22 protein-coding genes are annotated in these 21,511 nt (G+C 54.0%); 8 read left to right on the top strand and 14 right to left on the bottom strand.

All coding sequences use genetic code 11. From position 1 onward, the window contains the following. Positions 1-70: 70 nt before the first annotated feature. From fabA to OEZ10_06865, 4 genes are all read left to right on the top strand, one after another. Positions 71-586 carry a 3-hydroxyacyl-[acyl-carrier-protein] dehydratase FabA gene (gene fabA, locus OEZ10_06880; protein MDH5632707.1) on the top strand — a complete coding sequence of 172 codons (516 nt, stop codon included), beginning with the start codon at positions 71-73 and terminating at the stop codon, positions 584-586. A 16-nt stretch (positions 587-602) separates the two neighbouring features. Then, the gene (fabB, locus tag OEZ10_06875; protein MDH5632706.1) at positions 603-1,820 is read left to right on the top strand and encodes a beta-ketoacyl-ACP synthase I; all 1,218 of its coding nucleotides are present in this window, start codon (positions 603-605) and stop codon (positions 1,818-1,820) included. Positions 1,821-2,302: 482 nt separating this feature from the next. Next, complete coding sequence (locus OEZ10_06870; protein ID MDH5632705.1) at positions 2,303-3,307, top strand: HAMP domain-containing histidine kinase; 1,005 nt, start codon at positions 2,303-2,305, stop codon at positions 3,305-3,307. Between the two features lie 190 nt (positions 3,308-3,497). Continuing rightward, positions 3,498-4,682, top strand: a complete 1,185-nt coding sequence (locus tag OEZ10_06865; GenBank protein ID MDH5632704.1) for an HDOD domain-containing protein — start codon at positions 3,498-3,500, stop codon at positions 4,680-4,682. 20 nt (positions 4,683-4,702) lie between these two features. On the opposite strand, the gene flgL is transcribed toward OEZ10_06865, so the two are convergent. The 11 genes from flgL to flgB form a co-directional block, all read right to left on the bottom strand. After that, complete coding sequence (gene flgL, locus OEZ10_06860) at positions 4,703-5,917, bottom strand: flagellar hook-associated protein FlgL (protein ID MDH5632703.1); 1,215 nt, start codon at positions 5,915-5,917, stop codon at positions 4,703-4,705. A 21-nt stretch (positions 5,918-5,938) separates the two neighbouring features. Then, entirely contained in the window at positions 5,939-7,888 is a 1,950-nt protein-coding gene (gene flgK / locus OEZ10_06855; protein ID MDH5632702.1) for a flagellar hook-associated protein FlgK, read from the bottom strand. Between the two features lie 49 nt (positions 7,889-7,937). Then, a complete protein-coding gene (gene flgJ, locus OEZ10_06850) occupies positions 7,938-8,975 on the bottom strand; it encodes a flagellar assembly peptidoglycan hydrolase FlgJ (GenBank protein ID MDH5632701.1) in 1,038 nt (345 codons plus the stop codon). Continuing rightward, on the bottom strand, positions 8,975-10,102 hold the full coding sequence (locus tag OEZ10_06845; GenBank protein ID MDH5632700.1) for a flagellar basal body P-ring protein FlgI: 1,128 nt from the start codon (positions 10,100-10,102) through the stop codon (positions 8,975-8,977). The genes flgJ and OEZ10_06845 overlap by 1 nt, the downstream gene beginning before the upstream one ends. Positions 10,103-10,201: 99 nt before the next feature. Further along, positions 10,202-10,909, bottom strand: coding sequence for a flagellar basal body L-ring protein FlgH (locus tag OEZ10_06840; GenBank protein ID MDH5632699.1), 708 nt, complete (start codon positions 10,907-10,909; stop codon positions 10,202-10,204). A gap of 17 nt (positions 10,910-10,926) precedes the next feature. After that, entirely contained in the window at positions 10,927-11,712 is a 786-nt protein-coding gene (flgG, locus tag OEZ10_06835; GenBank protein ID MDH5632698.1) for a flagellar basal-body rod protein FlgG, read from the bottom strand. Positions 11,713-11,754: 42 nt separating this feature from the next. Further along, complete coding sequence (locus OEZ10_06830) at positions 11,755-12,495, bottom strand: flagellar basal body rod protein FlgF (GenBank protein MDH5632697.1); 741 nt, start codon at positions 12,493-12,495, stop codon at positions 11,755-11,757. Between the two features lie 18 nt (positions 12,496-12,513). Beyond that, positions 12,514-13,758, bottom strand: a complete 1,245-nt coding sequence (flgE, locus tag OEZ10_06825; GenBank protein MDH5632696.1) for a flagellar hook protein FlgE — start codon at positions 13,756-13,758, stop codon at positions 12,514-12,516. Between the two features lie 25 nt (positions 13,759-13,783). Then, the gene (locus OEZ10_06820; protein MDH5632695.1) at positions 13,784-14,473 is read right to left on the bottom strand and encodes a flagellar hook assembly protein FlgD; all 690 of its coding nucleotides are present in this window, start codon (positions 14,471-14,473) and stop codon (positions 13,784-13,786) included. 25 nt (positions 14,474-14,498) lie between these two features. After that, entirely contained in the window at positions 14,499-14,912 is a 414-nt protein-coding gene (flgC, locus tag OEZ10_06815) for a flagellar basal body rod protein FlgC (GenBank protein MDH5632694.1), read from the bottom strand. A gap of 2 nt (positions 14,913-14,914) precedes the next feature. Continuing rightward, positions 14,915-15,322 carry a flagellar basal body rod protein FlgB gene (flgB, locus tag OEZ10_06810; GenBank protein MDH5632693.1) on the bottom strand — a complete coding sequence of 136 codons (408 nt, stop codon included), beginning with the start codon at positions 15,320-15,322 and terminating at the stop codon, positions 14,915-14,917. A 478-nt stretch (positions 15,323-15,800) separates the two neighbouring features. On the opposite strand from flgB, the gene OEZ10_06805 reads away from it, so the two are divergent. Continuing rightward, on the top strand, positions 15,801-16,559 hold the full coding sequence (locus OEZ10_06805) for an MBL fold metallo-hydrolase (GenBank protein MDH5632692.1): 759 nt from the start codon (positions 15,801-15,803) through the stop codon (positions 16,557-16,559). Beyond that, positions 16,549-17,427 (top strand): HAMP domain-containing histidine kinase, encoded by an 879-nt coding sequence (locus OEZ10_06800; protein MDH5632691.1) that lies wholly within the window; start codon positions 16,549-16,551, stop codon positions 17,425-17,427. Before OEZ10_06805 ends, OEZ10_06800 begins: the two co-directional genes overlap by 11 nt. Before the next feature lie 123 nt (positions 17,428-17,550). On the opposite strand, the gene OEZ10_06795 is transcribed toward OEZ10_06800, so the two are convergent. The 3 genes from OEZ10_06795 to OEZ10_06785 form a co-directional block, all read right to left on the bottom strand. After that, entirely contained in the window at positions 17,551-18,168 is a 618-nt protein-coding gene (locus OEZ10_06795; GenBank protein MDH5632690.1) for a LysE family translocator, read from the bottom strand. A 137-nt stretch (positions 18,169-18,305) separates the two neighbouring features. Further along, entirely contained in the window at positions 18,306-18,608 is a 303-nt protein-coding gene (locus OEZ10_06790; GenBank protein ID MDH5632689.1) for a hypothetical protein, read from the bottom strand. 280 nt (positions 18,609-18,888) lie between these two features. Further along, positions 18,889-19,626 carry a hypothetical protein gene (locus OEZ10_06785; GenBank protein MDH5632688.1) on the bottom strand — a complete coding sequence of 246 codons (738 nt, stop codon included), beginning with the start codon at positions 19,624-19,626 and terminating at the stop codon, positions 18,889-18,891. A 730-nt stretch (positions 19,627-20,356) separates the two neighbouring features. On the opposite strand from OEZ10_06785, the gene flgA reads away from it, so the two are divergent. Both flgA and flgM read left to right on the top strand, forming a co-directional pair. Then, entirely contained in the window at positions 20,357-21,109 is a 753-nt protein-coding gene (gene flgA, locus OEZ10_06780) for a flagellar basal body P-ring formation chaperone FlgA (protein ID MDH5632687.1), read from the top strand. Between the two features lie 74 nt (positions 21,110-21,183). Continuing rightward, on the top strand, positions 21,184-21,507 hold the full coding sequence (flgM, locus tag OEZ10_06775) for a flagellar biosynthesis anti-sigma factor FlgM (GenBank protein ID MDH5632686.1): 324 nt from the start codon (positions 21,184-21,186) through the stop codon (positions 21,505-21,507). The last annotated feature ends 4 nt before the right edge of the window (positions 21,508-21,511 follow it).

The following is a 21,511-nucleotide window of genomic DNA, read 5'->3' as shown; positions in this document are numbered from 1 at the left end:
TTTTTCCCGGAAACGTGAATAACGAGTCAGAAACCGGGCGTCCACCAGGCCGCCGTTGTCAGAGAGCATCATGAGCAATCAATCAAGCTACAGCTACGAAGAGTTAATCCAATGCGGTCACGGCCAACTGTTTGGCCCGGGCAACGCCCAACTGCCGCTTCCGAACATGCTGATGTTCGACCGCATCTCCCATATCAGTGATGAAGGCGGCGTTCACGGCAAGGGCCAGATTATTGCCGAACTGGATATCAAGCCTGACCTGTGGTTCTTCGGCTGCCACTTCGAAGGCGACCCGGTCATGCCCGGCTGCCTGGGACTGGACGCCATGTGGCAACTGGTTGGCTTTTTTCTCGGATGGAAAGGTGGTCCCGGTCGCGGTCGCGCCCTGGGCGCCGGCGAGGTAAAATTTACCGGTCAGGTACTGCCGACACACAAGAAGGTTACCTACCGGATCGATATCAAACGCGTGGTAATGCGCAAACTGGTCATGGGTATTGCGGATGCAACCATGGAAGTGGACGGAAAAGAGATATATGCTGCCAAGGACTTGCGAGTAGGTCTGTTCACCTCAACCGATAACTTTTAACAAAAGCGAGTATCCTTTGAGACGAGTAGTTGTAACCGGAATGGGAATTGTTTCCAGTATTGGCAACAATAAACAGGAAGTCCTGGAGTCACTGCGCGAAGGCCGTTCCGGTATCGAAACCGCGCCCGATTATGTTGAGCTGGGATTCCGCTCCCAGATCCACGGCTCACTGAAGATTGACCTGGCTGAGCATATCGACCGCAAGATTCTGCGATTCATGGGCGACGGCGCCGCCTACAACTACCTGGCCATGCAGCAGGCCATTGACGATTCCGGTCTGTCGGAAGACCAGGTATCCAATGTACGCAGTGGCCTGGTCATGGGCTCCGGCGGTCCATCTACCCAAAACATTGTCGCTGCCGCCGACATCCTGCGCGAAAAAGGCGTCAAGCGCGTCGGTCCGTACATGGTTACCCGCGGCATGTCCAGCACCAACTCCGCATGCCTGGCCACACCCTTCAAGATCAAGGGTGTGAACTACTCCATCACCTCTGCCTGCTCTACCAGCGCCCACTGCATTGGCAATGGCGCCGAGCTGATTCAAATGGGCAAACAGGATATTGTCTTCGCCGGTGGTGGTGAAGAATTGCACTGGACATTAAGTGTACTGTTCGATGGCATGGGTGCCATGTCATCAAAATATAACGAGGCGCCACACACTGCTTCCCGCGCCTATGATGTTGATCGTGACGGTTTTGTCATTTCCGGTGGTGCCGGTGTACTGGTACTTGAAGAACTGGAACACGCCAGGGCCCGAGGTGCAAAGATTTATGCCGAGCTCGTCGGCTACGGTGCCACCTCGGACGGTTATGACATGGTTCAGCCTTCCGGTGAAGGCGCGATACGCTGCATGCAACAGGCCTTGGCAACGGTTAACGGCCCGATCGATTACCTTAACGCCCACGGCACCAGTACTCCCGTAGGCGATACCAAGGAACTGGAAGCCATCAAGGAAGTTTTTGGTGACAACATTCCCGTAATCAACTCCACCAAGTCACTCACCGGTCATGCCCTCGGTGCCGCCGGTGTCAACGAAGCCATCTACACGCTGATCATGATGGAAAACGACTTCATTTGTGAGTCGGTCAACATTGAGAACCTGGATCCCGCTGCCGAAGGCATGCCGATCGCCCGTCAGCGTATGGACAATGTTGGCATGAAGCGAGCAATTTCCAACAGCTTCGGCTTTGGCGGCACCAATGCCAGCCTGGTATTCGAAAAATTCGAAAACTGAGTCGGCGAACCCCATAAAATAGCCAAAACGGGCCTCGCGTAGCGAGGCCCTGTTGTTTTTATTGCCTCGGACAATTAAGACCATCGTCTTATCCCGAATCTTCTGTCTTCCCGCGGTAGAAGGGTTCCGGTTTTGTCCGACACCTCATCCGCACAATGCCTGCTACGCTTCAGACGAGCATCAGACTACTTTCAGCCAATTCGGGCAACAACAACGGAAACTGCAACGGAATTAAAACCTGGCGCCAAGTCATTTGTTCTGCACTCCGCTCCCCGGGTATTTGCAATCGCCACACTAATTTCATTGTTGTAGCCAACAGTCCGGAATGGTACCGATACATCTCCTCATCGCAATCAATCTGTCGATAACAATTATTCACACAATACAACACAATTTTTCATCGATTATTTTGTTCACGATCTATAATTTTTCGATATATCAATCACTGAAATGCAACATCGTAAGTTACCAGGATTAAAAGAATGTGGGAGATTGCACTGGAATGCTTCAGAACCCTTGCCATTGCCGCAACACTGTATTTTGCCATCCGCTTTGGCAACAATCTCGGATTCAATTCGCAGCGAGGGTGGAAGCTTGTCCTGACCGGATGGTCTTTTATTTTGCTGGGCAGCATACTGGATATCACCGACAACTTTCCTTCATTAAACCCGCTGATTGTCGTTGGCAATACCAGCGTGGAAGCATTTCTTGAAATCTTTATTGGCATATTTCTCGGCTACGGGCTATTTTTCATTGGAGTCATCATCTGGCTTCCCGCTATCGGTACCCGTACCGAAACACTGAAACATGAATTTGTTTCAACGGTGAGCCACGAATTACGCACACCGCTGACGGCCATTTATGGCGCCATCAAGCTGGTCTACAACGAAGTTCCCGGGTCAATGTCACCACAGGCCAAGGAGACACTGAAGATCGCGCTCAACAACAGCGTGCGCCTGAACCACCTGGTAAACGATATTCTGGATATTGAAAAGCTGGACAACGGAAAGATGGTCTTCAATATGAAGCCCGAAAACGTCCTCGACATGGTCAAGGAAGCCATGCAGGCGAATCAGCATTACGGCGAGACCTACAGCGTCAGCTTCCACCTTGATCCCGCCAGCATTGAAGCCAGGGTCCGTGTAGACGCACAGCGCTTCAACCAGATCATGAATAATCTCCTGTCCAACGCGGCAAAATTTTCTCGTAAAGACAGCCATGTTGACATCCTGGTCAGCAGGCAAGGTGATGTTATCCGTATAGCGATTTCGGATAGCGGTGAAGGCATCAAGATGGAATCCTACCCTTTAATTTTCCAGCGATTCTCCCAGCTGAATCGGGATGATCGCTACCGCCTTGGCGGTAGCGGACTCGGGCTGGCCATTACAAAGCAGTTCGTGGAGAAAATGGGCGGTGACATTGGCTTTGATTCCGTGGTCGGTTCCGGTACCACTTTTTATGTGGACTTTCCGGAAGTCATAGCCTGAACAATCTGGTTTCCGCACAAGTAACGCAGCTAAACTTTGGCGAGAATTACCCGATATCCGATTAGTACATTCTCTTAAATGTGAATCCAAACATATTCGTGACAACCTTGACCAGATGACTGCGCCGATCCAAACAAAAGAAATACAGGCTGCCTTTGTTAAACTTCGTCAGACCGAAACCCTGTGTCAATTGCCTGATTTTGCACTCAGAAAAATTGCCAGTACAGCAACATGGAAAAGCTTGCGTAACCGGCAGTTCCTGGACGCGGGAGACCTGGCCTGTAATATTGCCTATCTTTCCAACGGCATACTGAAACTGGAACAAGGCGGCAAGGTCATGGGCGAAATAAGCGCTGAGTCCGAGCGCGCCAGGCAACCCCTGTTTCGCATCAACACAAAAGGTCTTTCGGCCGTTTGTGTCAGCAAGCGCGCAGATATTCTCCTTGTCGACAAGGAAATCTGTGAAAAATGCCTGGAGGATGCGCCACGCCAGGCCGAGCAACATGCGGATGGTGAGTTGTCCGAAGAAGAGGAGTTGTTGTTTGCCGAAATAATGGCCACATTCAATTCAAATTCGGTCGACTTGCCAAGCCTTCCGGACATCGCGAACCGCATCAACACCGCGATCAATGATGACCGTATGGGCCCACGAGAAGTTGCAGACATGGTACGCCTTGATCCGGTCATTTCGGCAAGACTGATCAACATGGCCAACAGCCCAATCTACCCGTCCCGTTTCAAGGTCACGTCGCTGAACGATGCAATTTCCAGGGTGGGCCTGGAAGCAGTTCGGTCGCTTGTCATGATCGTTATCATGAAAAACCTGTTTGGATCGGATAATCCGGAAATCCACCGGCGCATGAAAAACATGTATACCCGGAGTGTTGAATTGGCTGCTCTCAGTCAAATCGTTGCCGAATATCAACCGATACTGGACAACGATCGGGCAATGCTGGCAGGACTGTTAAGCAACCTCGGAATAATGGCCATTCTCGTAATCGCTGACAAACATCCTGATATCACCAAGCAAAGAAAAATCCTGGACCACTCGATTTCCGGGTTGCACGGAACGATCGGCGGCATGCTTCTGGAACGGTGGGGTTTTGAATCGGACTTTGTTACTGCCGCCAAGGAATCCGAAGACTACAGTCGTGATCGACTCAGCGTGCCTGATTACTGCGATGCTGTAATCAGCGCCAGGATCATCAGTCGGGTAATCAGCGGCAAGTCCTATAACGGGCCACCGCTGGACAGCGTTCCGGCGCTGAAGAAATTTGGTATCACCAATTCAGGACCAAAGGGATTCTTGCGTATTATTACCAGTTCCCGTGCACGCATCCAGGGCGCCATGGCGCAGCTTCACGGAGGAAACTGACGCGTCGGTCGCGTGGATATTTACCTCAGGAAATTAAACAACGACAGGCCCTGAATTTTGATGAAGGACTGTTGCGCCGCCTGCAAACCCAGAAGTTGCAGGTTCAATCGACTGGAGGCCTCGGCATAGTCCAGGTCCTGGATTTCAGACATGGCCTGCTTGCTGTGCAGGACAAAACTCTCGTTAATATCACGCTGGTTATCAATGGCATTCAGACGCGCGCCGATACGGGTTTCAACATTCAGCACATTGCCCACTGCCTGGTCTATGTCCACCAGGAATCGATTCACTGCGTTGCCGAGGTGTGCGCCATCAGTACTGCTGTCACCATAACTTTCAAGCGCGATAGCAAGATTCTGAACCGTGGTGAACAGGTCCTGGTTCATGCTTGGCGAGACCGCAAAACTGTCGCCATCTGCCGGGGTACCCTTGAAACTTACCTGAGCTCCGCCAAACACGAGGTCGGCATCTTCCTGGTACAGCGTTCCGGCGGGAATCACCACGCCACTGACTGATCCAACCACTTCGTAAGTAACGGGATCCGTCGGCGTTGGCTGGGTAAAACTGATGGTAAAGGTTTCAGGTGAAAATGCGCCAATTACCTGGCCAGGTGAAATAATGCCGGTACCGGTATTGGCCGGGTTTTCCATGGTCGTGAACGTGCCGTTGCCATTGCGAATGGCTCGAAATACCTCGGTACCGGAATCACCAATGGCAATCTGCCGGTCCGGTGCGATCTGCAGAAAGCGCTGGCCGTCGTCACCGGCATAGGGAAAGTTGCCCGCAGAATCGCGACTGAATGGTCGTGTCAGGCCCTGGTAGCCGGAAAACAGGTATTCACCGTTGGCATCACGGGTATTGGCTGTCTCCAGCATTTGCGCCAGCAACTGCTTGACTTCATCGGCGATGGCGCGACGTGACTCAACGTTGTTGACCGCGTTATTGCCCTGTACCGCCAGTTCACGCGTACGATGAATGGCATTCATGATACTTTGCAGCGCTGTTTCTTCCAGCTTCAAACGGGAATCTGCAGCATTGGCATTGACATTGTATTGCTCGGTAGCGGCTACAGCCTTTTCCAGCTCGAGAATGCGGGCCGCGCCGGTCGGATCGTCAGCCGGTGTCAGCAAACGCTTGCCGGTTGCCAGTTGCAGTTGCGTCTGGCTGACCCTGGCCTGCTGGTCAAGCATGGCATTTATTCCAAAGTCCTGTGCCAGTCTTGTTGATATTCTCATGAGTTACTCCGCGATATGGGTTCAGCGACCGAGGGCGCCAAGCAGCGTATCAAATAGATCGGACGCTACGTTCATAACTTGAGCTGCCGCCTCGTAAGCCTGCTGGAAACGCACCAGGTTGGCGGCCTCCTCGTCCAGGTTTACGCCGGATACGGATTCACGCTCCATCTGCAATTGCTGAACCAATGTATGTTGCGCCTCGGCGGCGATATCCGCCTGCCGGGTTTTGATGCCTACGTCTGCCACCATCTGGCCATAAGCCTGCTGGAAAGTGGCGTTACCCGGGAAAATATTTGAATCCTGCAGCTGTGCCAGCAACAGCATGTTGCGGTTATCAGAAACGCCGTTGTAGTTGGGCTCAACCATAAACGTATCACCTGTTTGCGGCGCGCCACTGAGCTCGGCGGTCCAGCCGTTAACAGTAACCGTGGCACCGGTAGCCGGGTCATAGACATTGCCTGCCGAGGGCAATCCGGCACCGACGCCGGTAATGTCGTAGGTGGTTGGCGAAGTGAACGTGATGGTTACCGGTTGCAACAGGTCAGCATTGGGTGGCGCCGGCGGCACCACGACACCGGCACTGATTTCGCCATTACCAATGTTGGCAAACCCGGCCGAGGTCCGAATCGGCGCCGCGGCCGCTATGGTGGCCGGATCAACAAGTGCCATCTCAAGATTACGCGAAGCCGAGTAAGTTGGCTTGACCAGGAAGCGGTCACCTACATTAAAGCCGCCGCCACTGTAGTTCAGTTCCACGCCGTCAGCGACTATGGGCGTACCACCGGTAAAACTTGCGGCCGTTGCCGTGGCAACAACGACATTGTCGATAAGGCGGGTCAGGCTGAAGTTGGCACCATCAAAATCCAGCCGGTAATCACTGGTGGTCAACTGGCTGACATCGATCACGTTCGCATCAATCTGTGCCAGCGGCAAGCCAGTATTGCGACTGGACGCCATCACTTCCGGGCTGCTTGTATAGATATCATTAAAGAACAGACCACCGAGATTGCCGTTCAGGTCCATGCCCAACTGGTGCTGGTCATTGATCCGGTCAGCAAGCCCCATGGCAACACGGCCCAGCGCATTACGCGCCGGATCGAGCACCTGTGAACGAAATTGCAACGTACCACCCAGGGTGCCGCCGCTTAGCTGGCTGGAAATTTCAATAAAGCCGTTACCGGTGTCGTAGGCCACTTCCAGGCGTGAGCTGTCGTACTGGCTGGACACCGTGCTCAGCTCGCGGGCATTGAACCCGGTAACCAGGGTCTGGCCGTTACCGATAAAAACATTCAGCGCGCCGTCATCCTGCAACAGTGTTCTAGCCGATACGCGTTCGGAAAGCTGCTTGACCAGGTTGTCGCGCTTGTCCAGCAAGTCATTGGGCATCTCGCCACTTCCCTGGCTGCTGGCATAGACAATGTCACGGTTGATCTTTGCCAGGCTTTGCGCCAGCCCATTGATCTCGTTAACTGTTGCAGTGATATCGGTATTTACGCCGATGCGGATATCGTCAAGCCGCTGGTCAAGAAAATGAAACCGTTGCACCAGTGAACCGGCTTCACTGACCAGCACCTGTCGCGGCGGCAGGCTGGCCGGATCATCCGCCACATCGGATAATGACCCGAAGAAGCTTTCCAGCATCGGTGTCAGTCCTGCCTGCGGATCAGCCAGCAGGTTATCCACGCGCGCGGCAAAACTGTAGAAACTGTCCAGTTGACCGGAAGAGGATATGCCACCACGCAACTGCACTTCTATGTAGGCATTGTGCAGCCGTTCAACACTTTGCACCTGCACGCCCGTGCCCATGAAACCGGCACCAAAATACTGCGGAGGTCGCGTACCCAGTTCAACACGCTGGCGACTGTAGCCGTCAGTATTGGCATTGACAATATTGTGACTGATGGTACTCAGCGTGCGCTGGAATGCCAGCAGTCCGGTTCGACCTATGCCCAGGGTATCAACACCTGCCATACATTTCTCCAATCATGATCTTGCCCCCTGCCATGCCTGGTTCATGCCATCAGGCCCGCAGCGCGGACGTGGCCTTGAGCATTTCCGGGCCGGTGGCGATACGCACGATCTTGTCCGCGTACCGCGGGTCCGTGGCATAACCGGCCTGCTGCAGGCCTTCAACAAAACGTACCGAATCACCACCGTGATCCAGTGCATCGCGATAACGTGGCTGTGTCTTCAGAAACTGCACGTAATCATTAAAACTGTGTCGCCAGGATTCATAGGTACGAAAGCTCGCACGCTGGCGCGTCATCACGCCCGACTGCTCCTCAAACTCCAGGGTGCTGGCACTGGCGCGGCCACCGTCCCAGCCTGATCCGGCCTTGATACCAAACAGGTTGTAACTGCTGTCCAGGCCGCCACCATCAATGACTGACCGGCCCCAACCGGTTTCCAGTGCCGATTGCGCGATAAGTATTTCCGGATCGACATTGAGTTCACGCGCCGCCTGTTGCGCATGGGGCCATAACACCCGGACAAAGGCTTCCGGACTGCCATCAATCTTGTCAACATTGCCATGAATCGATGGCGACAATTTTTCCACGCGCGGCACCGACATGTCCGGCACGTCAATGACCAGGCCGGCCGCGGGTTTGCCATCAACTGCCGGTGCCGGTTGCAGACGCTGCAGCGCCGCCGGCATGCTGGCCACCGGCGGAAGTTGTGACGGCGCTTGTTCGGTGGTTGACGTCTGCTGATCAAGACCAAACTGGCGACTCAATTGCTGCACCAGTATTTTCGCCAGGCCCAGGCCCTGCTGTTGCGACAGGTTAATGCCCATCTGTTGATCCATCATGTCGCGATAGAATTTTGATTCATTGCTGTCAAACATACTGTCGCCAAGATTGGCACTGCGCATGCTCTTGAGCATTTGTTGCAACAACAATGATTCAAACTGCCTGGCCACGCCTTCCAGTGCCGCGCGCTGATCCTTTCGTGACAATGATTTCAGGCGCTCCAGCCCGGCGGACTCGGTATAGACATCGGCGCCATAAACATCAGTAGCGGCCAATGCAGTCAACGATGATGCCGGGTTCATAGCCATCAGATCACCACCAGTTGCGCCCGCAATGCACCGGCCTGTTTCAGCGCTTCCAGGATGGCAACAATGTCGCCCGGCGCGGCTCCCACCTGGTTAACGGCACGCACCAGGTCATCCAGCGAGACGCCGGGATCAAACTTGAACATGCGCCGACCCTCTTCCTCGATCTCCACCTTGGAGACCGGGGCAACGACGGTTTCACCCTTGGACAATGGTCTCGGTTGGCTGATTTCAGGACGCTCGGTTATGGTAACCGTAAGACTGCCATGGGATACGGCAGCAGCAGTCAGCCTGACGTTACGCCCGATAATGACTGTACCGGTGCGCGAGTTGATAATTACCCTGGCCGGCGCTTCGTCCGGATCCACGGTCAGGTTTTCCAGCACCGACATGAATGCCACGCGCGTAGCCCGGTCAGCCGGTGCACTCACCTGGATCGACCCGGCATCCATGGCACTGGCGGTGCCACGACCGAGGTTATCGTTAATGACATTACTGATTCGGGACAGCGTGGTGAAATCCGGTTGATGCAGGTTAAGTATCATGGATTCACCCAGCGCGAAGGCATTGGGCACGATACGCTCAATGGTGGCGCCGTTGGGAATACGGCCAACTGACGGAACATTCACGGTAATACGTGAGCCATCCTTGCCCTCGGCACCAAAACCGCCAACAACAAGATTGCCCTGGGCCACGGCATAAACCTGGCCATCGGCACCTTTAAGTGGCGTCATAATCAGGCTGCCGCCACGCAGGCTCTTGGCATTGCCAAAAGAAGATACGGTGATATCAATGGTTTGCCCGGGTTTGCCAAACGGTGGCAACTCGGCGTGCACCACAACCGCGGCAACATTTTTCAGTTGCGGGTTGATATTGGCCGGAATACTGACGCCAAACTGCGCCAGCATGCTCTTGATGCTTTGCACTGTAAAAGGCGTTTGACTGGTCTGATCACCAGTGCCATCAAGGCCAACAACAATGCCATAACCAACAAGCTGGTTGCTGCGCACGCCCGCAATAGACACCAGGTCCTTGATTCGTTCCGCCTGCACCACCGGCGCAGCCAGCGATAAGACACAAACAACAACTGCGAGCACCGCCCGCCTTGCTGCCTGATTGAATGTAACCATGACTGTTTGCATTGTCGCCTCGACATTATCTAAAACCCGTCCCTGGGCATCGATCCCTCTCGCTACATAAACAAAACCCTGTGCATCATCAGGCTCTGGTCAGAATGGCCAGAACTTCATGAAGAACCGGCTCAGCCAGCCCTGGCTGCCGGCATCAGCAACGGCGCCACGACCACCGTAGGTAATCTCCGCGTGGGCCACCTTGGTGGAGGCAACCGAGTTGTCGGCCGAGATATCAATAGGCCTGACTATGCCGCGAATGCGAACGTATTCTTCACCCTGGTCCAGTACGATCATCTTTTCACCGCGAACTACCAGGTTGCCGTTGGGCAACACCTCGGCAACCGATACGGTAACGCTGCCATTCAAGCGCGCGCTTTGGCTGGTACTGCCGGAACCGTCAAAAGTCTGGCCACCGGAGATGCCGATCTCCATGTTGTTGTTGGTGGTGTTTTCCAGCGCAAAGTTACGGCGCACATCAAACTGTACCGGTGAACCCAGCAAGGTGGGATTACTCAGACCGATATCGGTTTCCTTGCTGGTGGATGTACTGTTCTCCTTGCTGGCATTGGTGCTTTCAACCAGGACAATGGTAAGCGTGTCGCCAACGCGACGTGCTTTCAGATCTTCAAACCAGCGCACGCCGTTGGCAGCCTGGTAAATGGAACCGCTGGCAGCAACCGGCTCGGCCTGGACTTGTGGTTGCGGTGGCACCGGCCGGTATTCCGGGTCCGGCAAACTGGCACAGGCTGACATCATCAGGGCCAACAGCAGCAATACAAACAAGCGAACAGGTTTAACTGGCATGGCGATCATCCGTTTCGTTACAGGTTGTTGCTTACATAGGCCAACATCTGGTCAGCCGTCTGGATTGCCTTGGAATTCATTTCGTAGGCACGCTGTGTTTCAATCATGCTCACCAGTTCTTCAACAACATTGACGTTGGAACTTTCCAGCGAACCTTGTTGCACCATGCCAAGGCCGTTGAGCCCGGGAGTACCGGCCTGCGCGGCGCCACTGGCGGCGGTTTCAAGGAACAGGTTCTGGCCAACGGGTTGCAGGCCCGCGGTGTTAACAAAGTCTGCCAGCTGGATATTGCCAACGTTTGTCGGCGCGGCGCTGCCCGGCACAACAGCCGTGACTGTTCCGTCATTACCAATGGTGACACTCAGCGCGTCCGTCGGGATGGTGATACCGGGCTCAAGGCTGTAACCGCTTGACGTCACCATCTGCCCTTGTGCATCCACCTGGAATGAACCGTCCCTGGTATACGCCGTCGATCCATCAGGCATTAATACCTGGAAGAAGCCGCGACCATTGATTGCAATATCGAGCGAGTTGCCGGTCTGCAATGAACTGCCCTGGGTATGAAGCTTTTGCGTGGCAACCGTGCGCACACCGGTACCCAGCATCAAGCCGGACGGCAAGGTGGAATCCTGCGACGATTGCGCGCCGGCCTGGCGTACATTCTGGTAAAACAGGTCTTCAAAAATGGCGCGGCCGCGTTTGAAGCCGGTAGTGCTGACATTGGCCAGGTTATTGGAAACAACGGACATGCGAGTCTGTTGTGCATCCAGTCCGGTCTTGGCAATCCATAATGCGGGATTCATTGTCTTCTCCTGAACTCTATCTTGCTCGACTGCGCTGAAGGATTAACCGAGGCGCAATAATTTTGACGATGCTTCATCGATGTTCTGCGCGGTACTCATCATCTTGACCTGCATCTCGAACTGGCGCGAGGTCGAAATCATGTTAACCAGTGCATCCACGGCGTTGACGTTGCTGCTTTCCAGTGAACCGGTATTGACCGTCAATTGTCCGTCAGGCACCACCTCTACACCTTGCTCTGCACGAATCAGGCCATCTTCACCCTTGAAAAGTTGTTCTTTTGGCGGGTTTACCAGGCGGATGCGATCCACCACTGCCAGGGTAGTAACAGATTCACCAAGAGGTTGAACGGAAATCGTGCCATCCACACCGATTTCAATTTTTTCCGCCGGCGGAATGGCAATAGGCCCGGCATTACCCAGCACCGGCAAACCGGTACCGGTTTCCAGCAAACCCAGGTTATTGACACGAAGGTCACCGGCGCGTGTATAGGCTTCGGAACCGTCGGCGGCCTGCACGGCAATCCAGCCTTCGCCATTCACGGCGATATCCAGGTCGCGACCGGTGCTCTGGACCACACCCGTTGCAAAGTCGGTGGCCGGACGCTCGGTCATGGCGTACACACGCGAATCATGACCTTCACCGAATACCGGCATGCTGCGATACGCCTGGAAGTCGGCACGAAAACCGGTAGTGCTGACATTGGCCAGGTTATTGGTATGACTGGCCAGCGCCAGTTCGGTCTGGCGCGCGGCGGTCATGGCTACAAATAACATGCGATCCATTGTCTTTACCTCAACCTATTAGCGGATGTTGATAATGGTCTGGGTGATGGTGTCGGCGGTCGAGATCACCTGCGCATTGGCCTGGAAGTTACGTTGCGCGGTAATCATGTTGACCAGTTGCTCGGTCAGGTCGACGTTGGAACCCTCCAGTGCACCCGCCTGGATCATGCCCAGGCTGGCAGTAGCCGGTGCACCCACCAGCGCCGAACCGGAGTCATAGGTTTCCGCCCACTGGGTATCGCCCAGCTGTTGCAAACCCTGCGGGTTGGCGAAGTTGGCCAGTGCCACCTGGCCCAGCAGGCGCGTCTGACCATTGGAGTAGCGTGTCATCACCATACCGGTTTCACCAATGTCCAGGCCGGTCAGGCGACCACTGGTGTAACCATCCTGGCTCAGTGCGTTGACGCTGAAACCGCTGCCGTACTGCGTGGTTGGCGTGGCGGACGTGTAATCAATGGTCAATGACATTAATGACGCACCGGTATTGGGATCATAAGGCGGATAGGCAATAGTGCCGCCTGCCGGCGTCAGCAGGTTGCCATTGGTATCAAACGTCAGCGTATCGCCCGTATAAGGTGGTGCGACGTTGCCATATATCTCGTTGCCATCGACAAACATATAGGTTTCCCAGGTATTGTCCGCCGTCTTGCGGTAATACATGGTGGCGAGGTGCGAGTTGCCCAGCGAGTCAAATACGGTCAACGATGTGGAATCGTTGTAACTGGTCGGATCGGTCGGATCAAACACGGTGGCAGCCGGAATAATGGCATCCGATGCATCCAGGTTCAGGCCGGCCTCGATCAGGGTAGTGGCATTGGGATTGATATCGGCCGTGTTCAGCCGAAGATCGCCCAGCGCGCCCGTTATATTGCCACTGGGATCAGCAACATAGCCAGTCAAACGGGCGCCTGTTGAATTGACAATGTAGCCATCGCGATTCACCTGGAATGCGCCAGCCCGCGAATAAATCGTGGCGCCGTTATCATTAAGGCGAAAGAAGCCCTGGCCGCTGATAGCAAGATCAAGCTGATTGTCAGTAAACTCCACCACGCCCTGGGTGAACTGTTGGGCAATATCGGCGATACGCACGCCCGTGCCCACCGAGTCACTGGCGGCGCCAAGATTGGATACGGCAAACACATCGGCAAACTCGGTGCGTGACTTCTTGAAACCAATGGTGCCGGCGTTGGCAACGTTATTGCCAATTACACGAAGCTCGGTACCTGCTGCAACTAACCCGCTTAATGCTGTACGAAAAGGCATATTCCTGTCTCCTTGAGAAATTCTGCTACATAACCTGTCTGACTACGCTCAAGTCGGTCGGACCGGCATGAGCAAGATTCAATGTCAGGCCACCCTGCCTGCCCAGGGTGACACTGGTCACTACGTCTGCTACCTGCACCTGGATCGCTTCACTGGTGCTGCCACGAGTAGCAGTCACGGCGATGGTGTATTTTCCTTCAGGCAACGGGTTGCTGGCCGAATCCTTGCCGTCCCAGGAGAAGTACACATCGCCGGCTGGCAATGGGTCGTTGTAATTAATGGTGTGAACGAGTTGGCCATTGGTATCAAAGATATCGACTTTCAGGCGGTCAACACTGCTGTCCAGCTTCATGCCGCCGTGCAAGCCACTCTGGCCAAGATGACCGATAGTGCGGCCGTTGATATCGGTATCACCATCAATCAACACGGTGCGACCGACCAGCGCAGTGGCCTGCAACGCCTGCGCCGAGCGCATGGACGTGGCCATGCTTTCGAAAGAAGCCTGCAGGTCCTGGATACCGGATACAGTACTGAACTGCGCCATCTGGCCAAGGAACTCGCCATTTTCCATAGGCTTCATCGGATCCTGGTTGCGCAGCTGTGCAATCATCAATTTCAGAAACTGGTCCTGGCCCAGCTTCTGTTTTTGCTCCTGCGTATTGTTCTGCTGTTGCAGACCAAGGTTACGCAGAATGTTGTTATCGACCTTGTTCATGATCTGTCCATCCATTGCTGCCGGGTTACTGGCCCAGCGTCAGGGTCCTGAGAATAAGATTCTTGGCGGTATCCATCACCTCGACATTGCTCTGAAAACTGCGCGACGCCGAAATCATGTTGGCCATTTCTTCCACCATGTTCACGTTGGGATAAAATACATAGCCATCCTTGTCAGACTTGGGATGATGCGGTGCATATTCGCGACGCGACGGTGCCTGGCTTTCAACAATATCGGTCACGCGCACACCGGCGGATTCACCCATGCCACCCGCCTGTTGCAGCATGGTTTCAAATACTGGCTGCCGTGCCTTGTACAACTGGTCGGTACTGCTGCTGGCGCTGTTGGCATTGGCCATATTGCTGGACACCGTGTTCAGGCGAATCGACTGGGCCGACATGCCGGATCCGGAAACATTAAATACGTTAAACAATGACATGATTATTCTCCTCGTACCGCGCTCAACAGCGTCTTGATGCGGCCACTCAAAAACTGCAAAGTCGCCTGGTAACGCACGGCGTTTTCCATGAACTCGGCATGCTCGGTTTCTGTTTCCACGGTGTTACCGTCAATAGAAGGCTGTGATGGCACGCGGAAACGAAGATCGTCATTGAAAATGTCGCTGACCGGTGCATCGATATGGCCTGAACTGGTCGTGCGCAGGCGAAAGTAATCGGAACCCGCGCCCGCCTCGGCCTTGCGCATCACCTCACGGAAATCGATATCGCGCGCCTTGTAGTTGGGCGTATCGGCATTGGCGATATTGGCAGCCAGCACCTGCGCCCTGCGCGCATGCACCAGCAATGACTGCTCGTGAAGGCCAAACATGGTATCGAATGAAAAAGGCATAACCGACTCCTGTACTGTTGCCCTGTTCATTGCAACCACCGTGCCAGCAACGCAAGTGCCTGTTTTTCACCTGGTTTGAACGGATTATGGCCGAATTGGCGGGCGGCGAAGGTGGCAAACGGCAACACCGGGCTTGCCGGGGCGGCAAGGATTGCCGCTGCGTGTTTCCGTTTTCCGGGCGCCGATTTACCGGCCCCCGCGGCTATGCCAAACACTACCGTTGTACTGAATCCATTGAAATCGCAAGAAGACCAGGACCAATACCAGCGTCCGCACCTGGTCACAATGTTTTCACTATTTTGAATACCGGACGCCCGTCTTCAGCGTGGGCACCGGCGTTGTGTGATCAAGATTCCACTCTCGACAGAATGTCCGGCCCCGATATCCACACTCAATGTAGACCAGAAATATCGATTAATTCATAATGCTCCGGGATGCAAAATAATAACAAGAAATTTCACTACAGGAGGAGCCGGCCATGTCAGGCACTAACCCGGATATGTCTGACGCCATTGAGATCGGGGACGGAATATACTGGATAGGGTTTTTTGACAAAGAATCCCAGCTTAACAGCAACCCGTTTCTGATTATTGATGGCGACGAAACAGTATTGATTGATCCCGGATCGATTCCGGATTTTCCGGTGATCATGCGAAAAATCATCGACATTGTGAATCCTGAAAGTATCAGCACCATAATCGCCGCCCACCAGGACCCTGATGTCTGTGGCAACTTGCCGGTTATCGAAGACGTCATTCATCGCGCCGATCTCAAAATCGTCGCACACTCCACAACACATCGACTCATTTATCACTACGGCATCAAGTCCGAGCTCTACGCCGTAGACGAACACGACTACAGCCTGACCCTGGAAAGTGGCCGGCGGCTGGATTTTGTCTACACGCCCTACCTTCACTCCCCCGGCGCCATTATCACCCATGACATCCAGAGCAAGAGCCTGTTTACCAGCGACATCTTTGGCTCCCTGTCCAGGTCTGCCAACCTGTTTGCCGGGAAGGAATTTCCCGAGTCCATGGCCCGTTGGCACCAGGCCATCATGCCCAGCAGCCAGCTGTTAAACGGCGCCATGGATATTATTGAAAAAATGGATGTCAGCCGGATTCTGCCGCAACACGGTTCACTGATTCCGGGAGACAGAATAGCGGAAGCCATTGCCTACCTAAAAGCCCTGCCGTGCGGCTACGACCTGATCCCGGGAGGCAAAAATGATCAATAACGCCGATCCGAACCAGAAATTCACCCAAATGAGTCGTGCGCTCATCGAACGGGCCATGGAAATGCGCTGCCTGTCCTATACGTCACACGCAAAGAGCCTGTTGCTGATGGAAACCATCATGGGCCTGGACTCAGCGAGGCTTCGCCTTAAAGCTTCTAACCGGCAGCTCCAGGAGATTGACAAGATCAAGACGCTGTTCATTGCCAGCATGGCCCATGAATTCAGCAATCCACTCACCTCGATAATCGGCTATAGCGACATGATGATAAAGGGACTTGTCGGGGATCTGACCGAAGAGCAGCAACAGATGCTCACCAATATTGTCAACTCCGCAGACCTGCTTAAAGAACTTGTAACCGATGCCATGGACATCGCCCGGATTGATTCCAACGCTATCGAGCCTCACATTGAGACCTTTATGCTGGATGAGGCTGTCACCCATGCATTGGCGATCGTTCAGCAGCGCGCCGAACAAAAAGGCATTACCTTGCAAATCAACAGCAACAGCGGCTTCCGGATTCGATCCGACCGTCGACGATTGATTCAATGCCTGGTAAACCTGCTGTCCAATGGCATCAAGTACACGGAACGCGGGTCAGTCAGTCTGATCTTGAGCAAACAGGATAATCGAATTTCCATCCAGGTCCGTGACACCGGTATCGGTATAACGGAAGACGGCCTGGCTCACCTGTTTGAAGCCTTTCAACGCGGCGAAAACGCCAGGGCCAGCCGGGAACGCGGCTCCGGCATTGGCCTGTACTTGACCGAACGAATTGTACGCACCGTACTAAAGGGTAACATCGGCGTACACAGCGTCGTAGACCGGGGTTCCACGTTCACTATATCGCTACCGCTGTCTATAGACTGAGCGGCCTTCAATCAGCCACCAACCCGGTAACCGCGTTTGGTGATAGCTTGATCTCAGGCGGATAATGTAGGCGACGGCACAGGCAGGATGTTCAGCTACCATCGGTAACCTGAACTTGAAACCCTAGCTGCGTCTCAATGCAGCAAGCCACGCACCTGCCGCCAGGTACAACACGCCGCTGACACCATGCTGAACCCGTTGCGCGAATGACGCGCGAGCAAGGCCACCAAGCCTTCCGGCCAGCAAGGCATACAGGCTATCCAGCACTGTAGCCAGCACCAGGAAAGTCACAGACAACAGCATAATTTGGCCAAGGTATGCCTCGTCAGAGGAAACAAACTGCGGCAGGAACGCACTGAAAAACAGGATAGTCTTGGGATTGGTCAGGGATACAGCAAAGCCCCGGGCAAACGTACCCCGGCCCGTTTCCGGCACGTATTCTGTATCAGCTGATTTGAACAAGCGCACAAGATGGCTCGCACCCAGGTAGACCAGGTACACCACACCCAGCCAGCGCAACCAGCTAAAACCTTCGCTAACTGACCGGACAACCCAGCTGGTGCCCAGCGCTGCAACCAGTAATTGCACGACCATGGCCGACGATGTGCCTGCCACGGTCTGCAACCCCCGGCCGGCACCATGGGCGACAGAGGTAGAGACAATCACCAGCACGTTCGGCCCGGGTATGATGATTAACACCACCGAGGCAATAATGAATGAGATGTAGAGATTTGGTTCCACCGGGTCTTTCTATGATATAGAGCAGGGAAGAACTATATCGAAAACCGGAACCAAATGCCCGCGATACCATTCTCCCCTGCTTTTTCCCAGCGCCCGGAGCACCATCCCGGGCGCCTGAAATACAACAAAACGACTGCCTACTTGTCCACGCGGGTCAGCGTGCCCATCCAGGCGTCGGGCGGCGCAGCCAGCAACGGTTTCAGCTTGGCCACCGCGGATTGATACAAACCGCCTTCCTCCTCGTAAATCGCCTTCGCATCTGCCTCGGTCTCCCAGACACTCAGCGACGCCAGGCGATTGTTCGGCGCATCAACAATCAGGAAGTTTTGTATAAAGCCGCGGTAATTGGCGGCGGTGGGCATCACCTGCTCACGCAGCAACGTCGCCGCCTCCTCGATCTTCCCCGGTTGAATCTGAACACGAACATTCATTCCATGCATGCGCATCTCCTTTACTGGTTGGTTTTGTGGTTAAGACAAATTCAATAGCATCCAATCTCGTCGAGCCTGCAGCAATAGCGATCAGCGAATCTCTTCATCCACCTTATCCCGTTCATCTCTCGATTAGTAAGTTTAGATACCGCATTTTACACCTGAAACAAGCGCTCTAAGCGTAAAATCAGGCCTGTATATAATTGTTTCAATCATAGCATCAACAGCTCGCGTAGGTCCGACCCGGTATCAATCATTTATCAACAGCTTGCGTAGGTCCGACCCGGTATCAATCATTTTTAGTAACAAACTCATACATTAAATCAGAGTACCTGACCCACCCGAGTGAAACCTTGTTGGTTTTATCAAACTCTCTCTGCTTGTTGAAGGCGCCCCAGTTGTTGGGGTGGTAAGTGTGAAGCCAAAAAATATGCTTTCCATTTAGTTTAATTATGGATGCAAACTCATCTATTGTATGAGTTGTACTCTCTTTGAGTAATTTAATTGCTTTTTTCGCGTCATTCCCCTGCGTTATCAATATGTCCGGTGAAAGAATCTCTAATTCACCACCAAGATAGCCTCTGCAGTTTTTGAATAGAATTGCGTCCGCCTTCCTTCTTTGCTTTTTGTTCATGCAACATTTTGCAGAATTGGCGTGTGCAAAGAAGCTTTTAGCGTCTTGTATTTGTAACTCGCTATTGAATTTCGCCAGAATGTACCAAGCCAGTTCATGAGTTCGGTACCAATGCTTATGTTTATGCAACTTCAAGACATTCCTGTTAACTTCCTCTTGTTGCCTTACAGACAGTGGAAGTCTGGTTTCATCAGCTTTATCACCACTACCCGAATCTAGCGACAAGAAAAGTAATCTAGGTAGGGTGTGCGCCTCATATCCTGAACTAACAAAAGCAGACTTTGGCCCGGTAAAGCTGTCGCAATCACCCTGGCATCGATTTTTATGATGGCAGGTGAATCCAGTGGACAATATTCCATTCTGGCGGTAATAGTTTGTTAATTCTTCAATCATTGATTTTATGCCTAACAGTATATTAGGAAGCGGCTTCCTATCACCCTGAAATGAGGTAGATAGGTAGCGGCTTCCTATCTCAATATAGGATGCCGCATACTATTTAACGACACTTTTGGTACGATAATAATTAGTATAACACTGGTTTTATAGACCGGAACACCGGTTTTGGGGCATTTTCGATTACGGGATAGACAAGCAACTAACCTGATGATCAGGAGTCAGAGCAGACTCACCCTTCGGGTTCCCGTGGTCAGACCTCGATCAATCCGTTCTAAACCCGGGCTCGAGGGTTTCCTCCCCTTCTGTCCTTGTCTTGGCGGTGGCGCGAGCCGGAACGAAATCCGCTCGGCGTGTTTGAGCCCGAGTGAAAAACGGGGTCAGACCCATACACCGGGTCTGACCCCGTTTTTCACCGGCGAGCTCTGAGCGGATTTGTCGTGAAGGCGCGACAGCAGGCCAAGACGGTTAAGGACAGCGGGGGCGTTTCTCTGGTTACTCTCTTGTCGCTACAAGAGAGTAACCCGCCCGCCGGGGCGGGACCCGGCAAATAAATCTTGAAGCCGTCGGCGCAGCCGACACACATCAAGAAAGATTTCTCCCGTTGGTCGAAATGACTGACGAGATCGAAATGACAGCCGAGGGCAACATGCCACCCCAAACCCGGCACGCCATTTGCAACTTACCTTGTCAAAGACAACCAGGGCACGCAAACGGACGTCATAACGCCATGAATCGCCAAAAAGCTGACACAAACGGCCATCCGGCCCGGCAACCATTGCCGGGATGGCGGCTTATTGGCGCGATCGGGTTGCTGGCCGCCGGCCCGGCCGTGGCGGCGACGCCCGGCACACCGGTGCAATCGCTGGAGGCCATTGGCCAGGCGGCGCGGACATTCGTCGAGGCATCGCTGACCGATACCATCGAAACCCACATTCGGGTGAATCCATTGGACCCGCGACTGCGGCTGAGTGCGTGCACACTACCGCTATCAGCATTCCTGCCAACAGGCCGCAAGTTGCTTGGCCATACCGCCATTGGCGTGCGCTGTGATGATGCCTCGCCGTGGAAGCTTTACGTGCCGGTCACTATTGACCGCTTTGCCATGGTCTGGCGTACCGCCCGGCCATTGCCGGCGCGACACCTTATTACTGATACGGACCTCACGGCACAGCGCGCCAACCTGGGTGAGCTGCAGCGAGGCTACTTTACCGACAAGGCTCACGTGCTCGGCCAGCAGCTGAAACGCAACACACCGGTGGGCAAGATACTTGGCGCTATCGATATTGCGCCGCCGCGGGCAGTAAAACGCGGCGACCAGGTCACCATCCTGACCAGGCAAGGCAGCCTTGAGGTGCGCATGACTGGCAAAGCGCTCACCGATGGCGCCACCGGTGACCGGATTAAGGTGAAATCACATGGAAACAGCAAGGTAATACAAGCGATTGTGGCCGGCAAAGGCCTGGTCGAGGTGACTTTGTAAAAAAAGGTCAAAATTCTTCTAAAGTTTGTTAAATCCGTGCCGCTAAAGACAGTGTAAGCACCCGGAGAAATGTAATGAGCATCGACATTAACAGCACCAACAGCAACGCTGCCCAGGTTGCGGCCAACGCGTCGAAGGTACAGCCTGCGCAAAGGGAGCCGGCGGACTCCGCCGAGACCGGCCGGCCTTCAACAGCGGACACGCTGAGCCTGACTGAAGCTGCCAGCCAGTTACAGCGCCTGGCCAAGCAAGCCGAAGCCACACCGGTGGTGGATACCCAGAAAGTGGAATCCATTCGCCAGGCCATTGCCGACGGCAGCTATGACATCAACCCGGCCCGTATCGCCGAGCGCCTGTTGAGCCTGGAAGCCGCCCTGTACGGCAGTGACGTGGAGTAATGCC

This window comes from Gammaproteobacteria bacterium, assembly GCA_029880545.1.
In the GTDB taxonomy this organism is placed as follows: Bacteria; Pseudomonadota; Gammaproteobacteria; order Acidiferrobacterales; family SZUA-150; genus JAOUOD01.
Note: the sequence above shows the minus strand (reverse complement) of the source record. Positions and strands in the feature narration are given on the sequence as shown.